Genomic DNA, 21,511 nt, shown 5'->3' on the forward strand with positions numbered 1-21,511 from the left:
GATGCTGGAGCGTTACGGAAAAGGCGTAAATATCAAAACATGTTTGCATGAGGCGCTGGGGCGCCCCATGCAACACGTAATTGGGACATAGCCTTTTTTTGTGCCTGCCATTTGGGCTACTACCCTAGGCTGTCGCACAGATGAACTTCACATTCACGCCGATCACGGCGGGAGTGTATCCGCTTTTGCGGTATGGTTGAGAGGCCCCAATAAGCCCGCAAGGGTGAATAAGGCCCGCCTTCTCGTGGAGGTAGTTGACGCCATGCCGCATCCTCATTTGCAGCATGGCCGACTCACTAAACCACGAGAGAGTACAGGCCATGATCTACACCTTCTTGATCCAGCATTCCCGTACCTGCCGCTTGGCAGACCTACGCCGTATCCGCATCATTTCCGCCTTTGCCAACAGCGAAACACAAGCCCGGTCTGCGCTGGCCGGTCTACCCCTAGTGTTTTTGTCCCGCACCCCGAGCAAGGGGGTTGCAGCATGAAACGCACCATTCGAACTCGCCAGGTGATTCAGGCTGAGGCTCTGTTTGAGCAGTCTGCACTGCTCGCTTCTGCTTTGAGCTGCATCTGTGAGTCCAATACCGAAAGAATGCTCTATTTGGAGCTCTCCGATCTGCTGCATCCATTGCAGACCCAGCTTGATGAATTGGAGGCGTGCTGTGCCGGGACACCGCTGGAGGACCCTGCTGAACGGATCAATCGTTATGCCTCCGTCCTGCTCAAGGTTCTCAATGGCAATCAGTCCCATATCGAGCCGTGTGTGATCAGTGTGCTGCTCGCCCCGGTCCTTGCCGAGTTTGAGACCGTCGAACTGGCCAAGCGCAGGGAGGGTGTATGACCTATTACGCATGGGCTCCAGTGGCTCAACAACCCACATTCACAGGCCCAGCCAACCCCAAGACCGGCAAACGCTCACAAGCGGGCTGTCTGAGTGCCTTTGCCAGCCGTCGGCAGCGAGATGAGTTCATTGCCAGCACCAGCGGTATGGCGGGGGCCGTTACCGCCAAACAGGCCCGCCAGCTGAAGGCTGGGCTGGATGAACGCGCTTTCAATGAACTGGTGACCGTTCTGGTGGGGGGTGATACATGAGCCAGGCAACATTCGTTTCTGACGTGGCCGCCGCGGCCTGTGGCCACTGGCCCGAACTGCTGGCAAATCTGGGGGTGACGGTACCGCCACGTAAGCAGCATGGGCCTTGTCCGGCTTGTGGTGGGAAAGACCGCTTTCGGCTCGATGACAAGGGCGGGCGTGGTACCTGGATCTGTAGCCAGTGTGGCGCGGGTGACGGGCTGGATCTGATCCGCCGTGTAACCGGTAAGTTGCCGAAGGATGCTGCGGACCTGGTTGCAGGGGTACTTGGCTTTTCCCATGTTGTCATATCAGATGCTGACCGAGAGCAATTGCAGCAACAACAGCGGGCGCAGGCTGATGCAGAGCAACAACAGCAGCAGATTAAGCGCCAGAAAGCCGCCAGACGCGCCGCAGATATCCTGCGCGACTGCAAGCCTGGCCAATCCCCTTATCTGGCACATAAACGCTTGAGCTGGCCCAATGGGCTGTTGAATAGCACCCTGATCCGAGTGGGGGAAGAGGCGTTCCCCGCTGGCTCCTTGGTGGTACCGCTCTACAACGAGACCGGCGAACTGGTGAACGTGCAGCTGATCCGTCATGACGGGGTGAGGCACTACCTTGCCGGTGGCCAGAAGCAGGCTGCTTGCCACCGGATCTCAGGCAGTGCCCTAGTGGCTGTTTGCGAGGGCTATGCCACTGGGCTATCAGTGCATCTGGCGACCGGGGCAACTGTCTACTGCGCCATGGATGCGGGTAACCTGCTGGCCATCGCTCAGGTGGTGAGGGGGATGGATGACCCCTTGCAACCTTGCCGATTATGGCTTGCCGCAGACAACGATGCCACCACGACGGGCAACCCGGGCAAGACCAAAGCTGAGCAAGCTGCCGCTGCCGTGGGGGCTGTGGTAGCACTACCGCCCACTGCAGGCGACTGGAACGACTATCACCAGGCCAATGGGCTTGAAGAGACCAAGAGAGCCATCATGAGCCAGATTGAACAGACCCAGCAGCAAGGCGCCAGCCAGAAGGAAGGGCTGCGAGCCGAAGTGATCCCATTGCATTCTGTGCCAGATGTGCAAGGCGAGCATGATCAACCAATTGATGGTGAGGAACTGCCTGAGGGCTATGAGATCCGGGACGGTATGCTCTACGTGCACGAATGGGTTGGCTCTGGACAAAACGGTAGGCAGGAGGAAACCCTGATTTCCCCTGAGCTTCGGGTGGTTGCCGAAACTTCTGATGAGGCGGGGTATGGCCAAGGGCGCTTGCTGGAGTGGCAGGATCGGGCTGGCCGTACCCGGCAATGGGCGATGCCGGTCAGCATGTTGGTCCACCGTGGTGGCCAGGAGGCGCTGGCGTCCTTACTCAATGGCGGCTTGCCCTTTGTGAACCTCAAGAAGCTCGACAAGTTGGCGATTTATCTGATGATGAGCCAACCCGAGCGGAGGGTGACCTGTGTCGAACGTACCGGCTGGCACGGCAAAGCCTATGTGCTGCCTGGTGGGGGAATCGGGCCGGATGCTGAGCAGGTGATCCTGCAATCAGCCGGCTATCTGAGTAGCGACTTCACCAGTTCGGGGGAGCTGGCCGACTGGCAGCGCCAGATCGCTGCAATGGCCGTTGGTAACTCCCGCCTTTGCTTCGCCTTGTCGCTGGCCTTCGCCGCCCCCCTGTTGTCACTGGTGGGGCTGGAAGGTGGTGGTTTCCATCTCAAGGGCGAGAGTACCGATGGCAAGTCCACCATCATGAAGGCTGCCGCCAGCATCTATGGGCAGCCCGATCGCTACTGTCACACTTGGCGGGCGACTGGCAATGCCATCGAGGGGATCGCCAGTCGGCGTAACGATGCCTTGCTGTGTCTGGACGAACTGGGCGAGTTGGACGGGCGGGAAGCTGGACAAGTGGCCTACATGCTGGCGAATGGCCAAGGCAAGGGTCGCAGCAAGCAGGATGGTGAGCTGAAAGAGCGCAAGGCGTGGCGGTTGCTGTTTCTCTCCACGGGTGAACTATCCCTAGAAGATCATGCCGCCGAAGCGGGTAAGCGCACTCAAGCTGGGATGGAAGTGCGTACTATCCAGATCCCGAGTAGCACCGGTAAGCATGGTGCGTTTGAGGAACTGCACAACCAACCAGACGGGCGCTCCTTTGCCGATGCCCTCAACGAGGCCTGTAAGCACGAATACGGCACCGCATTTCGGGCCTACATCGAGACCTTGGCAACAGGACTGGATGCATACAAGGAGCGCCTGAAGGCGGAGATCAAGCGTCTGGCGGTCGAACTGACCCCCGCAGGGGCCGGTAATCAGGTCGGGCGGGCTATCAATCGCTTTGCCATAGTGGCCGCAGCGGGTGAGCTGGCCACTGAACTGGGGATCACCGGTTGGCCCCAAGGTGAAGCTACCCGTGCTGTGCGGGTATGCCTCAAGGCATGGTTGGATGAACGGGGGCATCTGGGCAACAAGGAAGACAAGGCAACCCTGGAGCAGGTGCGCGGCTTTGTGGTTGCGCATCAGAATAGCCGCTTTGCCGACTGGTTCGATCACACCCATCGCCCGGCCAATATGGTCGGCTATCGCAAGAAGGATACTGATGGCGTGAGCTTTATCGTGCTGCCCTCTGGTTGGAAAGAGATCACCATCGGTCGGGATCCCAAGCGGGTGGCCCAGCTTTGTTTGGAGGCGGGCTATCTGTTGCCCTCGAATGATGGAAAACGAGTCCAGCGCAAGATCCGTCTGAGGGATGGCAGCGCACCGGTCTGGATCTACATGCTGACTGAGAGAGTGCTAGCCGATGAGGCTGATGGGCCGGAAGACGAATAGCCAGCCAGAAGAAAATAAGGGGTCGCCATCGCGCGGCCCTTTACTTTTTCCAGATTGTCATGCTATTCGCGCATGTGCGCGCACAGGAAGGATTTAAGAAAAAGTATGGGAACAGTGGGAACAAGATAGATAAATGACCTTCAAAGCCTTATCCAGCAAGTGATACTAATGTTCCCACACTCACAAAGTTTCGTGGGAACAGATTGGGAACAGTGGGTACAAGTCGGAAATGTTCCCAACCCATGTTCCCTTTGTTCCCACACCTTCCAGCGATTGTGGGAACAGAGAAACCCAGTCATGGTGCGGGTTAGCGGGAAATGTTCCCATGTTTCCACTGTTCCCATCGTTTTTACATCACACATGCATGTGTGCGTGCGCGAATAACAAAAAGTGTGGTTGTTCGTCAACTCCTTTCTCTGGCTGGCCTGTTTGGGGTTATCGATCGTTGGGGGAGCAACTGCGTTCAAGATTGCACACGCCAGAAGTCGGTACTGTAGTTATTCAATACCCGAGAGTAAGGGTCAGTTACCACTTGGAATTCTTGCGGGATTGCAGAACCATCACCACCCTGTCTGAAATATTGCTTTACCGACTGGAGCCCAAGTTTTTTGAGATGTTCCCATTCGCTAAACAACTTATCCTGTCGATCTTGCACCAATCTGGCGGCGCTAGGTTTCCGGTTTTGGCGTGGCATTGCGTAGTCAGGTTGTAAATGTGCGTGGTGGAAAAAAGTAATGCTGCCGGATGCCCATTCATCCTGAAGTGTCTTGCGCCAGCGGTAACTGACGCGAACAGTCATGCGTTCACTGAATTGATAGGGCTCCCTGATCAGGTCGTCAATATCGAAAAACTGTTGTTCGGATTCTTGTATTTCCACTTGGCGTTTCATCTGCTGAACGGCACTGGCCAAATAATTACCGGCACGACGCGCACGAGACTCCGTATCCGAACGCTTCTTTGCTGCTTTAGCGTTGCGGTACTCAGCAAGGGCATTTGCATACTGGCGGAAATGTGAAGATACATACGGCCCACAGTATTCGAGTTGGAGATCTCTCAACGCATCCGGGACTTCATCGTAGAGGCACTGCTCGATGAGTTTATCCAACAAGTCAGTCTCAACCGCTTTGAGGGCATCACACTCATCGCGAGGAATCTTAATCTCACTCATAAATCAGTCCTTAAGCCATTGAATCACTGTAGATAATATCTACACCTCCCTGTGTTTGCGAGCCGTTCCCTAGCCCCGCAGGGCCGACGCTTATGCCGAAGAGGACGAAGGACTCAAGCGCATAAGCCAAGTCGGTCACTATGCGTAAGTTTTCGCCGACTCATTTTCGCTTTTGGAGTAACGTGGAATGAGAACAAGCAGGGGGAGGCTGGTCAGGTATGGCGGGATATCAGTTTGCACACATTGACGGGTATGCACGACAAGGCGGGAAGACAAAGACGGGGCGGGTACTGTCAGCCCAGCAGATAGCGGATGAAGCTGAGCGCAGACCTGGCGCCCATCCACATGTCAAAGACCCTAAGCCGCCGATCCAACGGTTTGGGGTAACGCCATCGGAGGCCGTACAGCAGGCCACCGCATGGGCGGAGCAGGCCGTAGACCCGCGAGGGCGTAAGCTGAGGATTGACGGACTGTGTTTAGGTGCTGGTGTGGTCAGTGTCCCGGAGAACCTGCCAGATGAGCTCTGGCCAGGGTATCGTGACGCAATGATCGGGTATCTGAAAACCAAGCATGGTGACAGGCTAAAATCGGTGGTCGAGCATAGTGATGAACGGTATCGGCACATCCATTTTTATCTGGTACCACTACCAGGTGAATCGTTCGGTGCAGTACATCCTGGTGTGGCAGCTGCGCGGGCTTCAGCTTCGCGAGGGGAGCGAAAGGGATTGCAACGTCTCGCGTTCAATCAGGCCATGAGAGCGTGGCAGGATGAGATCTATTCTGTGTCGGCAGACTTTGGGCTTGCTCGGATTGGCCCACGTCGGCGGCGACTGCCGAGGGCTGTGTGGAACGCCGAACAGCGGGCGTTGTCTGCTCATGCTGCACTTATTGGGGCAGCGAGGCCGAAAGGGCCAACCATGGGGAAAATTAATCAGATCATCTCCATGCAAGAGGTTGAGCACCGAGCCGGATTGTTGGGACGGGGCGAGCCGCTCTACACAAAAGATCAGCTACTGGCCGCGACGAAGGCTGCTGCGCTGTACGGGGCTCAACACAATGCCTCCCAGCGTGAAGCGATGCTGGAGGCGGTACTCCTACGCACGCCAGAGATCGATGCAGCAGAGAGCAAATTGGCCGCACTGTCTGCTCATGAGGCTATGATAGAGCACCGGATGCTTGAGGTGACCGAAAGAGTCAGGGAGGCCGAGGCGCTGGCTCAGGCCCGCATCGAAGCGTCTTTGCTGAAGGTCAAGATGGTAGAGGCAAAGGTTGTTCGAGCCGAACGCTGGGCCAAGCAGAGTGTAACCGAGGCGGAAGCGCGGATGAGGGGGATTTTATCACCTATCTTAGCCGCATTTGCGGCGATTCTTCGAGATCCCCAGGCCGTCGAACCAAAGGCTGAAGCAGATACCGCGATTGCGGCGTTGGCGGAACTGCGCCCGCTCGCCACCGAGATCCAGCAAGCCCTCTATCCGGTTGCAAAGGCAGTCAAAAAAGCCAACAAAGTTAACCAAGCACTCGGGCTTGACCTGCATCCATAGTGATCCGATCACCGATAACCCGATTTGGCTTCCCACCTCACCAGTCCCGCAGCAATCTCTGAGCCAGCCAGTGTATCTGACAGTGGATACACTGGCTGTCGCTCACATTTCGTTTGATACCACCGCATCATCGCTTATAGCCGGGATAGTGAAAACCGCCGTTGTATACGGCGGTTTTACAACAGCACTTGATCGCTTCCCTGCCTAAACCATTGCAACCTTCGTAAAGCAATCAACAGCATCATCCGTGGGTGTGTAGCCTCTCCACACACCCGGGCAAGGTCGCTGTATGCACCAGAGTCGTTGCAACATTCAAAGGCATTAAAAACATCGAGGGATGCAAAATGTCAGATTCCGTATTTATCGAACGAAAAAGGCTAACGATCCTTATTGGATGCCGTCACGACACGATTGACCGCATGGTTGAACGTGGAGAATTACCGCGCCCAATTCGCCTCGGGCGCAATGGCCGGCACCGCTTCATTCGTGCCGAAATTGAACCTGCGTTAAAGCTGCATGGGATCGATCTTGCGAAGCTGGAAGCCGCCCATGCTGGAAGTGTTGTCTGATCATGCCAATCACCACGACACATGACCGAGGCGGGATCTTCCAGCCCGGCTCGACCTGGTTAACGATTTGCCAGGCTGTGTGTGGTGTATTGCACATAGCAGGACCGCTTTCTCCTGAACAGGCAGGACTGCTACTGACGATCTTCCGCAGTGAACTGGCGAAAGTCGCCTTACCGGCTCAATCCGAGGCTAAGTTAGACCCTTGGCACTACCTTACCGAACACACCTGTGGGGTGGTCGTCTTGAGTGCTTCAGGTCAAAACATCTTGCGACAGCAGCCTAATCGAACCGCCCAAATCCTCGTCAAGAACACCATCAACCACTGGAGAGAAAATCATGACCAAGCCGCTTAATCATGGCGCCATTTGCGGTCGCATTTTTGCCACTCTGCCCAAGCTGACTCTGCAACAGGAGGCCGTGTTGCTGGATAACCTGGATGGCATGACCAACAGCGAACTACGCGAATATGCCTCCAATGCCAGTGAGTTGGCAAAGACCCCGCTTCAACTGCGTGACGAAAAGATGCTGCTCAGTTTGTCGCAGCAGTTGGGGTCTGTATCCACTGGCCTGGCTGGCGTTATGAACTTCACGGCTGAAAACGTGGAACGCCTAACTAGTGACCTGAAACACCTGACCGAAACAGATTGCTGAATTGCCCCCGATTTGGAGACCGGAAATGAATAACATCACCGATTTAGTACAAGTAGCCCAACAAGCGCATCGTGAATATATGGGGTGGCATGAAGGCGAGCATCGGTTGCTGACCTGTATCAGCACCACACGTATCGATGAAATCAAACAGGATATCCAGAGGGGGCGTGAGCTCCGGCGAGCGGCGATCGCCCAGGGAAACACGAACAAAAAAGAGTATCGCCAGCTGTCTACTCATATCTCGTCACTTGAGAGTGAGTTGGCTGACATGGAGGTCGTTGCCGAAGAGTTAGAAGGCGGTGCATTTGAGCGCTCATGTTCTGGGCAGGCGTTGTGGCGCCAGCACCTTAAGCAACGTTCCGCTCTTGCACAAACCTATCTGGATGAGTTGATCGCCAGTGATTTGGATGAAGCCCGCGAAGCCTTGGCTCCACTCTTGCCAATGCTGGCCAGATTAGTATCCAGAGGCAGACAGAAGGCGGCCATCGGTTCATTCTTGCAAGATGATACCAATACTGTATTTACTACCCCCGGCCTGATAGAGCCAGCAGAAGTCCACCCGCTCGATATGGTGAAATCATTGGTGGTTGAGTTGCTTGAGCCAATCTGGAGAGATACTGACCCGGAACTGGATCCGGTGGTCATGGAAGAGATTAAGCGTATTCCGCCGAGCAATCTGATCCGTCTTGATTTGGTCGGCAGCCCAGCAGCCAAAAGTAGTGCTAGTGCAAAACAGGCCGGGCGCATGGATCAAACGGAAGAACCCAAATCTGCAGTGCAGGCAAGCCGTGATAACTGGTCGCCGGATGCAATGTTGGCCCGCAGTAATAATTTGCGAGAGGCATGACTCCGGTTTTCGCACGCAGTGTGCATTGAGCCCGCCCAGCGCGGGCTTTTTTTCGCCATCAAATATCAAGAGCAGTACCTCTTTGGCTACCAAAACACATAGAACTTCTTCGGGAGCAATTTGCTGCATGTAGACATTTCGACCTGACCTAGCGCTGACTGCAATCCAGTTCGCCACATGACGGGCCTTTATTGATTTGCACCAGAGCGCATGAGTAGCCCGCTGTTGATTCGACAGCGTTGATCGCCCATACCATGCCTAGGCTATTGCACCTGTATCCTGAGTGGCTTGGAGAAGCCTACCGAACTTGGTCTGCACCGCTGGCGCGCAATCGGAACCCCGCCCCGCCTGCCCGCTTTATGTGTTGAAAATCGTTCACATGACAGATTGGGTTCACGCCGCGCCATATCTGGGCCGGGATAGTGAAAACACCCTCGAAGAAATCCTTCAGAATCCTTCAAAATCTTTCACTTTCCGTCGCTCTGATCAGGTGGTTGGGGATGGGTTGCGTCAAGAGAGGTCAAAATCACGAATTTGAACGTGGTTTTATCTGTTTTGAGGGTTGCGTCATGTTTGTATTTGGCATTGCGGTGTCCACAAGCATTTCATTTATGGGGGTACTTTTGGGGGTATCAGTGCTTTTAGGTCTTCAACAATTCATGGTAAATCAGTTGTTTATTGTTGAAATTCGATAGAGGCCTCGGCACCAGTTATTAATTCAAGCAATCAAAGAGTTACGAAAGGCCACTAGAAATAGTGGCCTTTTTCTTTTTCCTCCGAGTCCACATTTGAGCCACACAGGTGTAGTCCGGTAGAGCCTGCGGCGTTTAATTGCCAGCTCAAGCTCACTATCAGGCTTGCCACCCCCTGACTCGGTGGGGAATACAGATCTAGAACAAGGGATACAGCGGCCAGTCTGAATATTTCCTTGTCACGTAGCGGCTTGCTCATAACACTGGTTGAATGACGTCAGTTTGAGACTCTTGAGGTGTCAGAGAACGCGGGGCGATTAGCGTTGATATATTGGATGTTTTTATACCGTTAGTGACAGATGGATGCGGTCTGTTAAAAAGGGCGAGATCGTTCAGATCTCGCCCTTTTATATCAATATATCCCGTCATCTTTCTATCGGATCAGGCTCCCTGCTCCGGGCGGGCGTCCGGGATCAGCGGATCGGCTTTGCGGCGGCGCAGCAGGCGTACCAGCGGGGGCAGGGTGATCACTGCAATGGCCAGTACCAGCAGGGTCTGGCTGATGCCGCTGCTCCACAGGATGGCGGTGTCGCCATTGCTGATGGAGAGGGCGCGGCGCAGGTTCTGCTCCAGCATTTCACCCAGCACGAAGCCCAGAATGAGCGGTGACATGGGGAAGTGCATCTTGCGCAGCAGGTAGCCAAAGACCCCGAGGGCCACCATCAGCAGCAGATCGAAGGTAGTGCTGTGCACCGCATAGACCCCCACCGCCGAGACGCTGGCGATGGCGGGTACCAGAAACCAGAGCGGGATGGAGAGCATGCGGGTAAAGAGCCCCACCATGGGGATGTTCATCACCAGCAGCATGACGTTGGCCAGCAAGAGGGCGGCGATCAGTCCCCACACCACATCGGGCTGTTCGGTGAACATGGTGGGGCCGGGGGTGATGTTATAGAGGGTCAGCGCTCCCATCATCACCGCCGTGGTGCCCGACCCCGGCACCCCCAGGGTCAGCATGGGGATAAAGGATCCACAGGCCGATGCGTTGTTGGCCGCCTCCGGCGCGGCCACGCCGCGAATGTCCCCTTCGCCGAATTTGGCATTGGGCCCCGCCAGTCGCTTCTCGGTCATGTAGGTGATGGCACTGGCGATGGTGGCACCGGCGCCGGGCAGAATGCCGACGAAGAAGCCGATGGTGGAGGAGCGCAACATGGTGCCGGTGCAATGGACCAGCTCCTTGAAGTTGAACAGCATCCGTCCGGTGGTGCGCACCAGCTTGCCGCCACCGCTGGTGTGCTCCAGCATCAGCAGGATTTCACTCACCGAGAAGAGGCCGATCACCACCACGATAAACTGCACCCCGTCCGAGAGGTGAACGCTGTCGAAGGTGAAGCGATAGACGCCAGTGTTGGCATCCACTCCGACGGTGGCGAGCCCCAGCCCAATCAGTGCCGCCATGAAGGACTTGAGCGGGTTCTGGCTCATCATGCTGCCAAGGCAGGCGATGGCGAACACCATCAGGGCGAAATACTCCGCCGGGCCGAAGGCGAGGGACCAGCGCGCCAGCGCCGGGGCGAACAGGATGATCCCCCCGATGGCGAGCATGGAGCCGACAAAGGAGCTGACCGCCGAGATGGAGAGGGCCACTCCCGCCTTGCCCTGCTGGGCCATGGGGTAGCCATCCAGCGCGGTCATGATGGCGGCGGCATCCCCCGGCACGTTGAGCAGGATCGAGGAGATCCGCCCGCCATACTCGCAACCGATATAGACGGTGGCGAGCAGAATGAGCGCCGATTCGGGGGGCAATTTCAGGGCAAAAGCCAGCGGCAACAGGATGGCGACCCCGTTGATGGGGCCAAGGCCCGGTAGCAGGCCGACTACGGTGCCGACAAAGCAGCCGATGAGGGCGATCACCAGATTTTCCGGGGTGAGTGCCACCGCAAAGCCCTGGGAGAGGTACATCCAGGTATCCATATTGACTCCTTAAGAGAACCAGACGCCGAGGGGCAGGGTGACATCCAGCAGCCGGTCAAAGGCGAGATAGAGCACCAGACCGCCGACGACGCCGGAGAGCAGGGCAGCCTTGGCAGAGGCGCCAAACAGGCGCCCCAGTACAAAGGTGAGCAGGGTGGTGGCCAGCGGAAAGCCCAGCCACTCGAAGCTGGCACCGTACCCGGCCAGCGCCACCACCATGATGGCGAGGTGGCGCAGGGTACGCAGCGGCGGCCAGGTAACGGTGTCCGGCTGGCGGCGCAGCAGCAACAGGGCGCAGAGCGCCATCAGGCCGATGATGCCGAGCGGGAAGGGGCGCGGCCCCAGCGGCTCATAGCTGTATTCGCTCTGGATCTGCCAGGCGATGGCGGCGCCTGCCAGACAGAGCAGCAGCCAGATGGCGGCGAAGATGCGATCGCTCATGGCTGCGGCTCCTATTTGGCCAGACCGAAGGCTTTGGCCTGCTCGCGATATTGCGCTACCTGCTCCTTGACGTAGCTGTCGAGGGCCTCGCCGGTGAGGTCAAACTCGAACAGGCCGCGCAGATCCCGCTGCGCCTTGAAGGTGTCGGTCTTCACCAGCTGATCGAAGGTCTGCTTCCACCACTGGTATTCGCTGTCGCTCACTTTGGGGCCGACATAGAAGCCGCGGATCACCGGCCACACCAGGTCATAACCCTGCTCCTTGGCGGTGGGGATGGTGGCCAGCTTGCCGGGCAGCCGCTCGGCAGAGAACACCGCCAGCACCCGCAGCTTGTCGCCGCCGATATAGGGCACCATCTCGCTCAAATCGCCGGAGACCGCCTGCACATGGTTGCCCAGCAGCGCGGTGACCGGCTCGCCGCCCCCTTCAAAGGCGACGTAGCGCATCTTGTGAGGGTCAACCCCGGCCTGTTTGGCCAGCAGCGCCGTCTTCATCCAGTCCTGACTGCCGATGGAGGCACCCGCGCCGATCACCACGCTGTTGGGATCGCGCTCCATGGCGCTCACCAGCTCCTTGAGGTTCTGATAGGGGGCATCGTGGCGCACCGCGATCATGCCGTAATCGGTCCCTACCGCCGCCAGCCAGCGCACATCATCCACCCCGTAACGGCCAAATTTACCCTGTGAGAGGTTGAGCAGGGAGCCGCCGGAGAAGGCGACCACGGTCCCCGCCTCGGCAGGGCGCTGGGCCACGATGGCGTTGTAGGCCACGGCGCCGACCCCGCCCGGCATGTAGGTGACCCGCATCGGCTTGTCGATGGTGCCGGTCTCCTGCAGGCTCACCTGCAGCAACTTGCAGGTGAGATCGAAGCCACCGCCCGGTTTGGCTGGTGCGATGCATTCGGTACGGCTCGGGGTCGTGGCACTTTCGGCCGCCTGCAGTGGCAGGGCGCCGAGCAGGGTCAGCAGGGCGAAGGCATGACGTGTGCGTTGCTTCATGGTTGTGTGCTCCATCTTGTCGTTGTTTTTCCTGGGTGTGACTCCGTCGATAGACGAAGTGATGCTAAATTGTTAAAACAACAACCTTTCATTCACCTTTCAATCGCTGACCAAGAGCCGGGAGTGTGACCTTGATCTCACCTTCTCCTGTACTGGCAGTGACGAAGGGATGCAGTTGAAGCAGTGCGGCTGAATGCCGTGGTTAGGAACAAGGGGAGAGGGATGCGCTTGCTGTTGGCGGAAGATAATCACGAACTGGCCCACTGGCTGTCGCGGGCACTCACCAGTGCCGGTTTCGCGGTGGATTGGGTGGCTGACGGGGCTCAGGCTGACCACCTGCTGCGCCACGAACAGTACTCGCTGGCGGTGCTCGATATCGAGATGCCCAAGCTCGACGGGCTGGCGGTACTCGGCCGGTTGCGCAGTAGGGGGCAGGGGGTGCCGGTGCTGCTGCTCACCGCCCGCGGCGCGGTGGAGGAGCGGATCTGCGGCCTCAATGCCGGAGCCGATGACTATCTGGCCAAGCCGTTCGATCTGGGGGAGCTGGATGCCCGGCTGCGAGCCCTGCTGCGGCGCAGCGAAAGTGGCGGTACCGAGTTGCGGCTGGGTCGGCTGACCCTGCATCTCGATGGCTATTTTCTGCTGGCCGATGCCCGCCTTGCCCTGACTCCGCGCGAACTGGCGCTGCTGACCGCGCTGATGTACCGCCACGGGCGGCCCGTCGCCAAGGGGCAGCTGTTCGAGCAGGTGTTCAACCTCGATGACGAGGTAGGGCTCGACAGCATCGATCTCTATATCCACCGGCTGCGCAAAAAGCTGGTAGGCAGCGGGGTGGTGATCACCACTTTGCGCGGGCTGGGCTATCTGCTGGAAGCTGCGCCGGAGGCCTCTCATTAGTCGCTCCCTGCTCCATCAACTGCTGCTGTTTCTGGGGGGCCCCCTGCTGATCCTTTGGGCTGCCTCTGCCTGGTACAGCTACTACGGCGCGCTGGCGGCGGCCACCTCGGCCTATGATCGCACCCTGCTCGCCTCGGCCCGCACCGTTGCCGAGCGGCTGACGGCAGCCGAAGGCAGCCTCAGGGTGGATGTGCCCTACGTGGTGCTCGACAGCTTCGAGCGCAACATGCGCGATCGCCTCTTCTATCAGGTGCGCGGCATCGACGATAGGGTCATCTCCGGCTTTGACGACTTGCCCCCCATGCCGGACGGTACGCCACTGACCGACCGCTATCCGGCGCTCGCCTACTTCTATGACGGGCTCTATCAGGAGGCGCCGATCCGCGCCGTGATGCTGCTGCAACCGGTAGGCGAGGGGGGCGTCAACGGCATGGCCCGCATCACGGTGGCGGAAACCCTGCTCGGTCGCCAGCAGCTGGCGGAGCAGCTGCTCTGGTCGGCCCTGCTGACCCAGGGGGCGCTTGTGGTGCTCACCCTGCTGCTCGCTTATCTGTTGCTCAAACGGCTGCTCACCCCGATGCGGCGTCTGTCGCGGGAGATCCTGCGCCGCGATGCCGCCAATCTCGCCCCCTTACCCGACCTGCTCCCCTGGCAGGAGACCCGGCCGCTGGTGCAGGCGTTCAACCGCCATCTGGCCCGATTGCGCCAGCTGGTGGCCCGGCAGGAGCGCTTTAGCGCCGATGCCGCCCATCAGCTGCGCACGCCGCTCACCATTTTGAAAACCCAAGTTGAGGTGGCGCGCGGCAGTGGCGATCCGGCCCTGATGAGCGAAAGCCTCGATGCCATGGCCGTGCGGCTCGATCACACCATCGCCCTGACCGAACGGTTACTGTTGCTGGCCCGGCTCAAATCGGACGAGTGCTCCGGGCTGCGCCAGCGTGAGCCCATCGAGATGACGGCGCTGGTGCAGCAGGCCTGTTTGTCACGGTTGGCGCAGGCCCGCAGCAAGGGGATCGATCTCGGTTACGAGGGGGAGGAGTCCGCCATCATGGTGGCGGGGGAGCCGCTGCTGCTCGGGGAGCTGTGCGCCAACCTGCTCGGCAACGCCATCAAATACACCCCGCCCCACGGCACCGTGACGGCGCGGGTGGTGCGAAGCAACGGGCAGATCTGGCTGGAGGTGGAGGATAGCGGCCCCGGCATCGCCCCCGAGCTGGCGGAGCGGGTCTGGCAGCCGTTCCAGCGCCTCGAGCAGGGGAGCGAACAGCCGGGAGCGGGGCTGGGTCTGGCACTGGTGCGCGATATCGCCCACTACCACCACGGCGAAGTGGTGTTGCTGCCAGCGACCCAGCTGGGGGGCTTGCTGGTGAGGCTGATCTTGCCGCTGGCAACATCGTGAGGGCGATAAAAAAAGAGAGGGCACCTCGCGGTGCCCTGTTTATCTACACATAGATGGCGTTGGGGGTCAGCTGCGGATCTTGTTGAAGACAAACAGGACGATAAGGGCGCCCACGGTGGCCAGCGCGATGCTCGGGATATTGAAACCGGTCACCGAGCCCAGCCCCAGCAGGGTACCCACGTAGCCGCCAACCATGGCCCCGACAATCCCCAACAGGGCAGTCATGAAGAAACCACCGCCGTCGCGACCCGGCATGATCCACTTCGCCAGAATACCCACCAACAGTCCCAATACGATCCAGGTGATAAAGCCCATGGATTAATCCTCTCTGTGTGTTTGAGCCCGCATTATAGGCAGGGATGCCGGGATGCGAAGGGCCGGACGGCGCTGGCTGGTCACAAGCTGTCGGACGGCGGCCAGTGCTGGTCGGGCTGCACAGTCCGGTTATGAGCGGTTGAATGGCGGTATGTGCGCCGCCAAACAGGGGCGGGGATGGCCCACGTAAAGGCCAAGATGAGAAAAGCCCCGCAAGCGGGGCCGGGTTTGTGACGGGGTTGCACCCTCACTTCTTGAGGTATTTTCGGATCGCCTTGCCTGAGGTGCCGACTGCTTTGACCGCCCGTTTCAGCTGGACTTCGGTGCACTCGAACATTTTGACCCACTGCTTCATCTCGTAGGGATCGTTGACATTGATCTTCTTGGCATCGAACGGGTGAGCGACCGCATTGCTGTCAGGCATATAAACCTCAACTTGTTGAAATAGCTGGCGAGAAAGATGTTTCTGCCTGAGCGCCATCATCCTCTCAATTGGCAAGGGGCAAGGTGACGGGGTTCACACAACCCGGGGACTGAAGGAGGAGTGCAGGTTTGCTTTGCTGATCTGTGAGCGATCACCACTTATTCGCTCGCGCCTGATGGGCAGTGAACCGGATGGCGCGAACGATGGGAAGTGATGGGGGCCGGCGCTTGGTGGTCAACCGGACTGGCGGGCTATCAAGCCTCTGCCAGCGCCCGCATTTCCAGCCGCTGCTCGTCGGGGCGGCAGATCAGCACCGAGCCTTGTTCGAACCAGTCTCCCAGCACGATGCGGCGGGCGGGGTGGCCATCGAGGGTGAAGTCGTGGATGGCGGGTCTGTGGGTGTGGCCGTGGATCATCATCCGGCAGTCGTGGGCACGCAGGGTGTCGTCCACCGCCGCGGGCGTTACATCCATGATGATCTGGCTCTTGTGGGCATTTTCCATCTGGCTTTGGCCGCGCATCTTGCAGGCGATGGCCTGACGGCGGGCGAGCGGCAGCCGCAAAAAGAGCCAGCGCAGCCACTTGAGCTGGGTGATGCGACGAAACTTCTGATACCCCTCATCCAGGGTGCAGAGCAGATCGCCGTGGCTCAGCACTACCCGCTCCCCATAGAGGTCAATCACGCAAGGGTCACCCAGCAGAGTCATCCCCGCGCACTTGGCAAACTGCTGGCCCAGCAGAAAGTCGCGGTTGCCGTGGATAAAGTAGATGGGCACGTTCTGCTGGCTCAGGGCCAAGAAGGCGTCGGCCATCTGTTGATGGAGCGGATTGGGATCATCATCGCCAATCCAGAATTCGAAGAGATCCCCCAGCACATAGAGGGCATCGGCGCCGGGGGCGTCGTGCTCGAGAAAGCGCACCAGTGCCGCGGTCATATCGGGCCGCTGGGCAGAGAGGTGAATGTCACTGATAAAGAGGGTGCTCATGATGTGGGGATCGGGCTCTCGGTCGAAACAGGGCAAACGGGGGTGGCAGAGATAGTAGAAACAACAGCGGACGAACAGTGCGCTGAGGGCGCCATCGCATCAGTGGATGTATGCATACCGTCACGGGATGGCGGCTGCCATGACAGCTCGGCCAGATTTCGTTCCTCCAGCGTCAGCAGCGCAGCATAAGGATCGCCCGCCAGCCCCAGCAATCGGCACATGGCCGCTTCCCCTTTCAGTCCCTCTTCAAGGCGCAGGCGCAGCACTTCGCGGTAGAAAGCATCGCCAAACCGCTCGAGCAACGCGGCCATCAGGGTGAGGTGGCGCCAGCCATTTAGCGTCTCGATGGGGGCGGGGGTAACGTAGAGCTCCAGCGGCCAGCTGGCCTCGTTCTTGTCAGAACCGCTGACAGCACAGTGCTGGTCAAGGCAGGGAAAGGTGCGCTCCAGCAGCCAGACATTGTCGCCCGTGGCGCTCGCCAGCCAACCTTGAGCTTCGAGCGTTGCGGCAAACTCGGCGGGATCTGGATGCTGGCAGAGGATATCGAGATCACTGCCCGGCCGATCGAGGCCGATGGCGAGCGTGCTCACCAGCGCCATATCGGCGCACTGCGTGGCCAGCTCATCCCACACACCGGCGGTGAGCAGGGCATGGGCCGAGCGCTGGCGCGGGTTGCCGTGGGCCAGATAGTCGAGGCGGCGCCAGTTTGGGCTGGCTGTGGGGGAGGCAGATGGAAAAACTGCGGCCGGGGCCGCAGTTTTGTCAGTGCCGAGTCGGCAGAGATCAGTCAGCAAGGGTCACCTTGGTGATCACCACGTCTTCTACCGGCACGTCCTGGTGGATGCGGCCGTAGTTACCGGTCTTGACGCCCTTGATCTTGTTGACCACGTCCATACCGGCGGTCACTTCACCGAATACGCAGTAGCCAAAGCCCTGAGTGGTGGCAGATTTGAAGTCGAGGAAGTCGTTGTTGTTCACGTTGATGAAGAACTGGGCACTGGCAGAGTGCGGCTCCATGGTGCGAGCCATGGCGATGGTGCCGATCTTGTTGGACAGACCATTGGCCGCTTCGTTCTTGATGGGAGCGCGAGTGTCTTTCTCTTCAAAGCCCGGGGCATAGCCGCCGCCCTGGATCATGAAGCCGTCGATGACACGGTGGAAAATGGTGTTGTCGTAGTGACCGTCACGGCAGTATTGCAGGAAGTTGGCCACGGTTTCCGGGGCTTTTTCAGCGTTCAGGGTGAGGGTGATGTCGCCGTGATTGGTGTGCAGAGTGACCATGATATGTCCTTTCATTTGATGCGAGCGACCAAGTGCCCGCAGGTGTATGGCATAAAGTGGTGGCAATTCTAGCCCATCAGGGGCTGGCGGCATAGTCTCTCAGGCGCCGTAACCGTGCTGGCAGGCGGGATTGGCCCGCTTTTCTGCCTCGTTTTCTGCCCCTGAACGGGGTATTATGACCAACCATTTTACTCACAGGCAGTGGTTAGAAGATGCTGAAGATATACAACACACTCACTCGTCAAAAAGAAGAATTCAAACCTATCCACCCGGGCAAGGTGGGCATGTATGTGTGTGGTGTCACCATCTACGATCACTGTCATATCGGCCACGGCCGCACCTTCGTCGCCTTTGATGTGGTCGCTCGCTACCTGCGTTACGCCGGTTATGACCTCACCTACGTGCGCAACATCACCGACGTGGATGACAAGATCATCAAGCGTGCCGCCGAGACCCAAGTGACCTGCGACGAGCTGACCGAGCGTCTGATCGGCGACATGCACGCCGACTTTGACGCCCTCGGCATGGTGCGCCCGGATATCGAACCGCGCGCCACCCAGCACATCGAAGAGATCATCGAGTTGGTGCAATCCCTGCTGGAAAAAGAGCACGCCTACGTGGCGGACAACGGCGATGTGATGTTTATCGTCGAATCCTACGCCGACTACGGCAAGCTCTCCGGTCAGGATCTGGAGCAGTTGCAAGCCGGAGCCCGCGTTGACGTGGTCGATGCCAAGCGCAACCCGCTCGACTTCGTGCTGTGGAAGATGTCCAAGCCCGGCGAGCCGACCTGGGAAAGCCCCTGGGGCCCGGGCCGTCCTGGCTGGCACATCGAGTGCTCCGCCATGAACTCCAAGCACCTTGGCAACCACTTCGACATCCACGGCGGCGGCTCTGATCTGCAGTTCCCGCACCACGAGAACGAAATTGCCCAGTCCTGCTGCGCCCACGGTGGCGACTACGTCAACACCTGGATGCACAGCGGCATGGTGATGGTGGATAAAGAGAAGATGTCCAAATCCCTTGGCAACTTCTTCACCATCCGCGATGTGCTGGCTCACTACGACGCCGAAACCGTCCGTTACTTCCTGATGTCTGGCCACTACCGCAGCCAGCTCAACTACTCGGAAGATAACCTCAAGCAAGCCCGCGCCGCGCTGGAGCGCATGTACACCGCCCTGCGCGATCTGCCGGTGGCTGCTGCTGCCGGTGGCGACGTGCAGGTAGCGCGCTTCAAGGAAGCGATGGACGACGACTTCAACACCCCGGAAGCCTACTCCGCCCTGTTCGATCTGGTGCGCGAGATCAACCGCCAGAAGGGTGAAGACATGGCCGTTGCCGCCGCGCTGGGCGCCCGTCTGCGCGAGCTGGGCGCCGTGCTCGGCATCCTGCAGCAAGATCCCGAAGCTTTCTTGAAAGGTGACGAAGCGGATGAAGAGGTTGCCGAGATCGAGCTCCTCATCGCCGAGCGCAATCAGGCCCGTGCCGACAAGAACTGGGCTGCTGCCGATGCCGCCCGCAACCGTCTCACCGAGATGGGTATCGTGCTGGAAGACAGCGCCGGCAAGACCAGCTGGCGCCGTGCCTAAGGGCGGTGGGCCTTGTTGGCGTCTGGTGCCAACAGGTTGCGCCAATAAAAACCGCAGCCCTTGGGCTGCGGTTTTTGTTCAGTGAATATTGTCAGTCAATAATAATATCTTTTCTCAGATGATTTTCTTTCAACATATTCAGCATCATTATCTTCAATTTTAATTCTACCAAATGGCTTAAAAAGCACCCAGTCCATTATATCTAAACCATTAAGGTCTGTAGTTATTGGGATTGGAATTAAATCATCGTCAGTGTAGTTGGATAGTTTTAAATAAAAGCGATAAGAATCCTGAATTTGTTGCTGAGTAAGACGTGATTTTTCTATGTGTTGAAATGCTTGAGCGAACAGCCAAATCTTAAGGTTACCAATAGAAAACTCTATAGTTCCATCATTGCAGACGTAATTATCTTTCTTGTCATTAGCTTTCTGCGTTGAGAATAGAGTCATCACTACAGCAACAGAAAATTTCTTGCCGTTAACTTCAAAATAGCTTCCATACTCTGATTCATGGTCAGTGCTACTTAAATGGAAAAGTTTGTTTTTTCGTATGCATTCTGGGCCTTCGATAATTTCATTTCCATACTCCTCACCTTTTATCCACGGGTGTGTATGCATACTTCCAATATGGGCGTAGTCATCACCAAATATATTTGATATTTCTTTTTTTATTTCTAGAGACTTACGGTAAGTGCTTACGGAACTTCTGCTTCTTATTGCTGATGTCTCTATTGACACGTGATTAACAGTACATGTTAATGGCATTCTTTTATTTATTTTACCCCAAAGGTGAGCATATGTCTCAACTGCGATAACCTTACTCTCATTATGTTTTATTGTGTATGCTTCAACAGCAGACATTAATAATTCAAAAAAAGCACTTTTACTGAAGTTAATGGTAGCATTCATGTTGTATATCCTTATTTAGAATTGATATCACTTGGATATTGTTCGTTTCTCAATCACCCAGCGGGAGTATGAACCACTATCATTTTTACCGCACCGCGTTACTTTAATTTTATCTTCACCCATATCCAGCTTTAACCAAGAATTCATTAATTTATCACTTTTCATAAATGAAACTGGATTTGTTATCTCAATTTTTCTAGGTTTTTTGGGACTACAGAGTAAAAAGTGTGCTTTGACACTTTTCCACTTTGTATGACTGTGCGTAGCTGAAACCTCTGGCTCATAGAAGATGGCCCTAAAACGCTCATTTTTACTCTGTAATTGAGCGTTACTAAAGGTGCTATCACCTTTAGCTTCAATCATCACTATATGGGTTGTGTTTTCGTGATCAACGAAGGCAATAAGAAAATCGACATCCTCCTGAGTGCCTGATATTTGATAGTCAATTGCAATTCCATTTTCTTCTATGAAAATGCGTTTTACGCAGCTCGCAGTGTTTTTTTTAGTGAGGTACAAGCTGGCATAGATCCAGTCAAGGTGGTAATCCATTGCAGCAAAGTATTTTCTGGGGATAGTGAGACCGATTAGGTTTGATATCTTATCAAGCTGGTTGTCATCCATGCGAAATTCTGGGTTTCCCAGCATTTGACCAATTAGGTAAAACCGCTCTTTTCGGTTAAACGATTTCAAATTATCAATTAGGGTGTCGCTCATATAAATCTCGAAAATGTATCTTGTCTGATAGGAAATAATGCAATGGAAATCGGTGTATATCGTAGGATGTAATGAACGAAGTGAATTACACCTCTATCTCAGATCGGCATGAATCCTGTATCTGATATTTTCCTCGGGGCTATGGGTCGGGTGTTGCCCCTGTTGTTCGCCGAGGTGAGTCCGTTTGTCCAGGCCGCGAGGCAGGACGCCGAGCGAGC

Annotated in this window: 21 protein-coding genes; 10 read left to right on the forward strand and 11 right to left on the reverse strand. The window is 57.1% G+C overall.

Annotated features, from left to right (window positions below):
- Positions 1-487 precede the first annotated feature (487 nt).
- From AB5Y92_RS03375 to AB5Y92_RS03385, 3 genes are read left to right on the forward strand one after another with little or no spacing between them, the layout of a single operon-like run.
- Positions 488-847 (forward strand): hypothetical protein, encoded by a 360-nt coding sequence (locus AB5Y92_RS03375; protein ID WP_042870801.1) that lies wholly within the window; start codon positions 488-490, stop codon positions 845-847.
- The gene (locus AB5Y92_RS03380) at positions 844-1,098 is read left to right on the forward strand and encodes a hypothetical protein (protein ID WP_201998044.1); all 255 of its coding nucleotides are present in this window, start codon (positions 844-846) and stop codon (positions 1,096-1,098) included. Before AB5Y92_RS03375 ends, AB5Y92_RS03380 begins: the two co-directional genes overlap by 4 nt.
- Positions 1,095-3,899: a DUF927 domain-containing protein gene (locus tag AB5Y92_RS03385; protein ID WP_201998043.1), complete on the forward strand. Its 2,805-nt coding sequence runs from the start codon at positions 1,095-1,097 to the stop codon at positions 3,897-3,899. Before AB5Y92_RS03380 ends, AB5Y92_RS03385 begins: the two co-directional genes overlap by 4 nt.
- A 463-nt stretch (positions 3,900-4,362) precedes the next feature.
- On the opposite strand, the gene AB5Y92_RS03390 is transcribed toward AB5Y92_RS03385, so the two are convergent.
- Entirely contained in the window at positions 4,363-5,067 is a 705-nt protein-coding gene (locus AB5Y92_RS03390; protein ID WP_201998042.1) for a hypothetical protein, read from the reverse strand.
- 545 nt (positions 5,068-5,612) lie between these two features.
- On the opposite strand from AB5Y92_RS03390, the gene AB5Y92_RS03395 reads away from it, so the two are divergent.
- From AB5Y92_RS03395 to AB5Y92_RS03410, 4 genes are all read left to right on the forward strand, one after another.
- On the forward strand, positions 5,613-6,608 hold the full coding sequence (locus tag AB5Y92_RS03395; RefSeq protein ID WP_368225555.1) for a hypothetical protein: 996 nt from the start codon (positions 5,613-5,615) through the stop codon (positions 6,606-6,608).
- Between the two features lie 344 nt (positions 6,609-6,952).
- Positions 6,953-7,177, forward strand: coding sequence for an AlpA family transcriptional regulator (locus AB5Y92_RS03400; RefSeq protein WP_106843448.1), 225 nt, complete (start codon positions 6,953-6,955; stop codon positions 7,175-7,177).
- A 336-nt stretch (positions 7,178-7,513) separates the two neighbouring features.
- Positions 7,514-7,828 carry a hypothetical protein gene (locus AB5Y92_RS03405; RefSeq protein WP_201998041.1) on the forward strand — a complete coding sequence of 105 codons (315 nt, stop codon included), beginning with the start codon at positions 7,514-7,516 and terminating at the stop codon, positions 7,826-7,828.
- Positions 7,829-7,853: 25 nt separating this feature from the next.
- Positions 7,854-8,675 carry a hypothetical protein gene (locus AB5Y92_RS03410; RefSeq protein WP_368225556.1) on the forward strand — a complete coding sequence of 274 codons (822 nt, stop codon included), beginning with the start codon at positions 7,854-7,856 and terminating at the stop codon, positions 8,673-8,675.
- Positions 8,676-9,808: 1,133 nt separating this feature from the next.
- Here the strand turns inward: AB5Y92_RS03410 and AB5Y92_RS03415 are convergent.
- Genes AB5Y92_RS03415 through AB5Y92_RS03425 form a run of 3 tightly spaced genes read right to left on the reverse strand, consistent with a single transcriptional unit; the run spans position 9,809 to position 12,780 of the window.
- Positions 9,809-11,341 (reverse strand): tripartite tricarboxylate transporter permease, encoded by a 1,533-nt coding sequence (locus AB5Y92_RS03415; protein ID WP_019445074.1) that lies wholly within the window; start codon positions 11,339-11,341, stop codon positions 9,809-9,811.
- Between the two features lie 9 nt (positions 11,342-11,350).
- Positions 11,351-11,782, reverse strand: coding sequence for a tripartite tricarboxylate transporter TctB family protein (locus tag AB5Y92_RS03420; RefSeq protein WP_042082375.1), 432 nt, complete (start codon positions 11,780-11,782; stop codon positions 11,351-11,353).
- A gap of 11 nt (positions 11,783-11,793) precedes the next feature.
- Positions 11,794-12,780: a Bug family tripartite tricarboxylate transporter substrate binding protein gene (locus AB5Y92_RS03425; RefSeq protein ID WP_368225557.1), complete on the reverse strand. Its 987-nt coding sequence runs from the start codon at positions 12,778-12,780 to the stop codon at positions 11,794-11,796.
- Between the two features lie 222 nt (positions 12,781-13,002).
- On the opposite strand from AB5Y92_RS03425, the gene tctD reads away from it, so the two are divergent.
- Positions 13,003-13,677, forward strand: a complete 675-nt coding sequence (tctD, locus tag AB5Y92_RS03430; RefSeq protein WP_368225558.1) for a transcriptional regulator TctD — start codon at positions 13,003-13,005, stop codon at positions 13,675-13,677.
- 49 nt (positions 13,678-13,726) lie between these two features.
- Entirely contained in the window at positions 13,727-15,076 is a 1,350-nt protein-coding gene (locus AB5Y92_RS03435) for a sensor histidine kinase (RefSeq protein ID WP_368225562.1), read from the forward strand.
- A 66-nt stretch (positions 15,077-15,142) separates the two neighbouring features.
- Here the strand turns inward: AB5Y92_RS03435 and AB5Y92_RS03440 are convergent, their stop codons facing one another.
- The 5 genes from AB5Y92_RS03440 to AB5Y92_RS03460 all read right to left on the reverse strand — a co-directional run bounded on the left by AB5Y92_RS03440 (position 15,143) and on the right by AB5Y92_RS03460 (position 18,082).
- Positions 15,143-15,391, reverse strand: a complete 249-nt coding sequence (locus AB5Y92_RS03440) for a GlsB/YeaQ/YmgE family stress response membrane protein (protein ID WP_005359720.1) — start codon at positions 15,389-15,391, stop codon at positions 15,143-15,145.
- A 247-nt stretch (positions 15,392-15,638) separates the two neighbouring features.
- The gene (locus AB5Y92_RS03445; RefSeq protein ID WP_005350931.1) at positions 15,639-15,815 is read right to left on the reverse strand and encodes a DUF3606 domain-containing protein; all 177 of its coding nucleotides are present in this window, start codon (positions 15,813-15,815) and stop codon (positions 15,639-15,641) included.
- 254 nt (positions 15,816-16,069) lie between these two features.
- Positions 16,070-16,801, reverse strand: coding sequence for a UDP-2,3-diacylglucosamine diphosphatase (gene lpxH / locus AB5Y92_RS03450; protein WP_164536572.1), 732 nt, complete (start codon positions 16,799-16,801; stop codon positions 16,070-16,072).
- Complete coding sequence (locus AB5Y92_RS03455; protein ID WP_164536573.1) at positions 16,798-17,595, reverse strand: DUF4269 domain-containing protein; 798 nt, start codon at positions 17,593-17,595, stop codon at positions 16,798-16,800. Before AB5Y92_RS03455 ends, lpxH begins: the two co-directional genes overlap by 4 nt.
- Complete coding sequence (locus tag AB5Y92_RS03460) at positions 17,585-18,082, reverse strand: peptidylprolyl isomerase (RefSeq protein WP_005337417.1); 498 nt, start codon at positions 18,080-18,082, stop codon at positions 17,585-17,587. The genes AB5Y92_RS03455 and AB5Y92_RS03460 overlap by 11 nt, the downstream gene beginning before the upstream one ends.
- Positions 18,083-18,294: 212 nt before the next feature.
- Between AB5Y92_RS03460 and cysS the strand changes: the two genes are divergently transcribed.
- Positions 18,295-19,671 (forward strand): cysteine--tRNA ligase, encoded by a 1,377-nt coding sequence (gene cysS / locus AB5Y92_RS03465; protein ID WP_368225560.1) that lies wholly within the window; start codon positions 18,295-18,297, stop codon positions 19,669-19,671.
- Between the two features lie 95 nt (positions 19,672-19,766).
- Here the strand turns inward: cysS and AB5Y92_RS03470 are convergent, their stop codons facing one another.
- Both AB5Y92_RS03470 and AB5Y92_RS03475 read right to left on the reverse strand, forming a co-directional pair.
- Positions 19,767-20,579, reverse strand: a complete 813-nt coding sequence (locus AB5Y92_RS03470) for a hypothetical protein (RefSeq protein WP_150389313.1) — start codon at positions 20,577-20,579, stop codon at positions 19,767-19,769.
- A gap of 27 nt (positions 20,580-20,606) precedes the next feature.
- The gene (locus AB5Y92_RS03475) at positions 20,607-21,293 is read right to left on the reverse strand and encodes a hypothetical protein (protein ID WP_164536575.1); all 687 of its coding nucleotides are present in this window, start codon (positions 21,291-21,293) and stop codon (positions 20,607-20,609) included.
- Between the last annotated feature and the right edge of the window lie 218 nt (positions 21,294-21,511).

It is taken from the genome of Aeromonas sp. R1-1, assembly GCF_040908495.1.
Lineage (GTDB): Bacteria > Pseudomonadota > Gammaproteobacteria > Enterobacterales > Aeromonadaceae > Aeromonas > Aeromonas veronii.

Coding starts and splice junctions, on each gene's coding strand:
- AB5Y92_RS03375 (WP_042870801.1), top strand. CDS start 488: ATGAAACGCACCATTCGAACTCGCCAGGTGATTCAGGCTGAGGCTCTG.
- AB5Y92_RS03380 (WP_201998044.1), top strand. CDS start 844: ATGACCTATTACGCATGGGCTCCAGTGGCTCAACAACCCACATTCACA.
- AB5Y92_RS03385 (WP_201998043.1), top strand. CDS start 1,095: ATGAGCCAGGCAACATTCGTTTCTGACGTGGCCGCCGCGGCCTGTGGC.
- AB5Y92_RS03390 (WP_201998042.1), bottom strand. CDS start 5,067: ATGAGTGAGATTAAGATTCCTCGCGATGAGTGTGATGCCCTCAAAGCG.
- AB5Y92_RS03395 (WP_368225555.1), top strand. CDS start 5,613: ATGATCGGGTATCTGAAAACCAAGCATGGTGACAGGCTAAAATCGGTG.
- AB5Y92_RS03400 (WP_106843448.1), top strand. CDS start 6,953: ATGTCAGATTCCGTATTTATCGAACGAAAAAGGCTAACGATCCTTATT.
- AB5Y92_RS03405 (WP_201998041.1), top strand. CDS start 7,514: ATGACCAAGCCGCTTAATCATGGCGCCATTTGCGGTCGCATTTTTGCC.
- AB5Y92_RS03410 (WP_368225556.1), top strand. CDS start 7,854: ATGAATAACATCACCGATTTAGTACAAGTAGCCCAACAAGCGCATCGT.
- AB5Y92_RS03415 (WP_019445074.1), bottom strand. CDS start 11,341: ATGGATACCTGGATGTACCTCTCCCAGGGCTTTGCGGTGGCACTCACC.
- AB5Y92_RS03420 (WP_042082375.1), bottom strand. CDS start 11,782: ATGAGCGATCGCATCTTCGCCGCCATCTGGCTGCTGCTCTGTCTGGCA.
- AB5Y92_RS03425 (WP_368225557.1), bottom strand. CDS start 12,780: ATGAAGCAACGCACACGTCATGCCTTCGCCCTGCTGACCCTGCTCGGC.
- tctD (WP_368225558.1), top strand. CDS start 13,003: ATGCGCTTGCTGTTGGCGGAAGATAATCACGAACTGGCCCACTGGCTG.
- AB5Y92_RS03440 (WP_005359720.1), bottom strand. CDS start 15,391: ATGGGCTTTATCACCTGGATCGTATTGGGACTGTTGGTGGGTATTCTG.
- AB5Y92_RS03445 (WP_005350931.1), bottom strand. CDS start 15,815: ATGCCTGACAGCAATGCGGTCGCTCACCCGTTCGATGCCAAGAAGATC.
- lpxH (WP_164536572.1), bottom strand. CDS start 16,801: ATGAGCACCCTCTTTATCAGTGACATTCACCTCTCTGCCCAGCGGCCC.
- AB5Y92_RS03460 (WP_005337417.1), bottom strand. CDS start 18,082: ATGGTCACTCTGCACACCAATCACGGCGACATCACCCTCACCCTGAAC.
- cysS (WP_368225560.1), top strand. CDS start 18,295: ATGCTGAAGATATACAACACACTCACTCGTCAAAAAGAAGAATTCAAA.
- AB5Y92_RS03470 (WP_150389313.1), bottom strand. CDS start 20,579: ATGAATGCTACCATTAACTTCAGTAAAAGTGCTTTTTTTGAATTATTA.
- AB5Y92_RS03475 (WP_164536575.1), bottom strand. CDS start 21,293: ATGAGCGACACCCTAATTGATAATTTGAAATCGTTTAACCGAAAAGAG.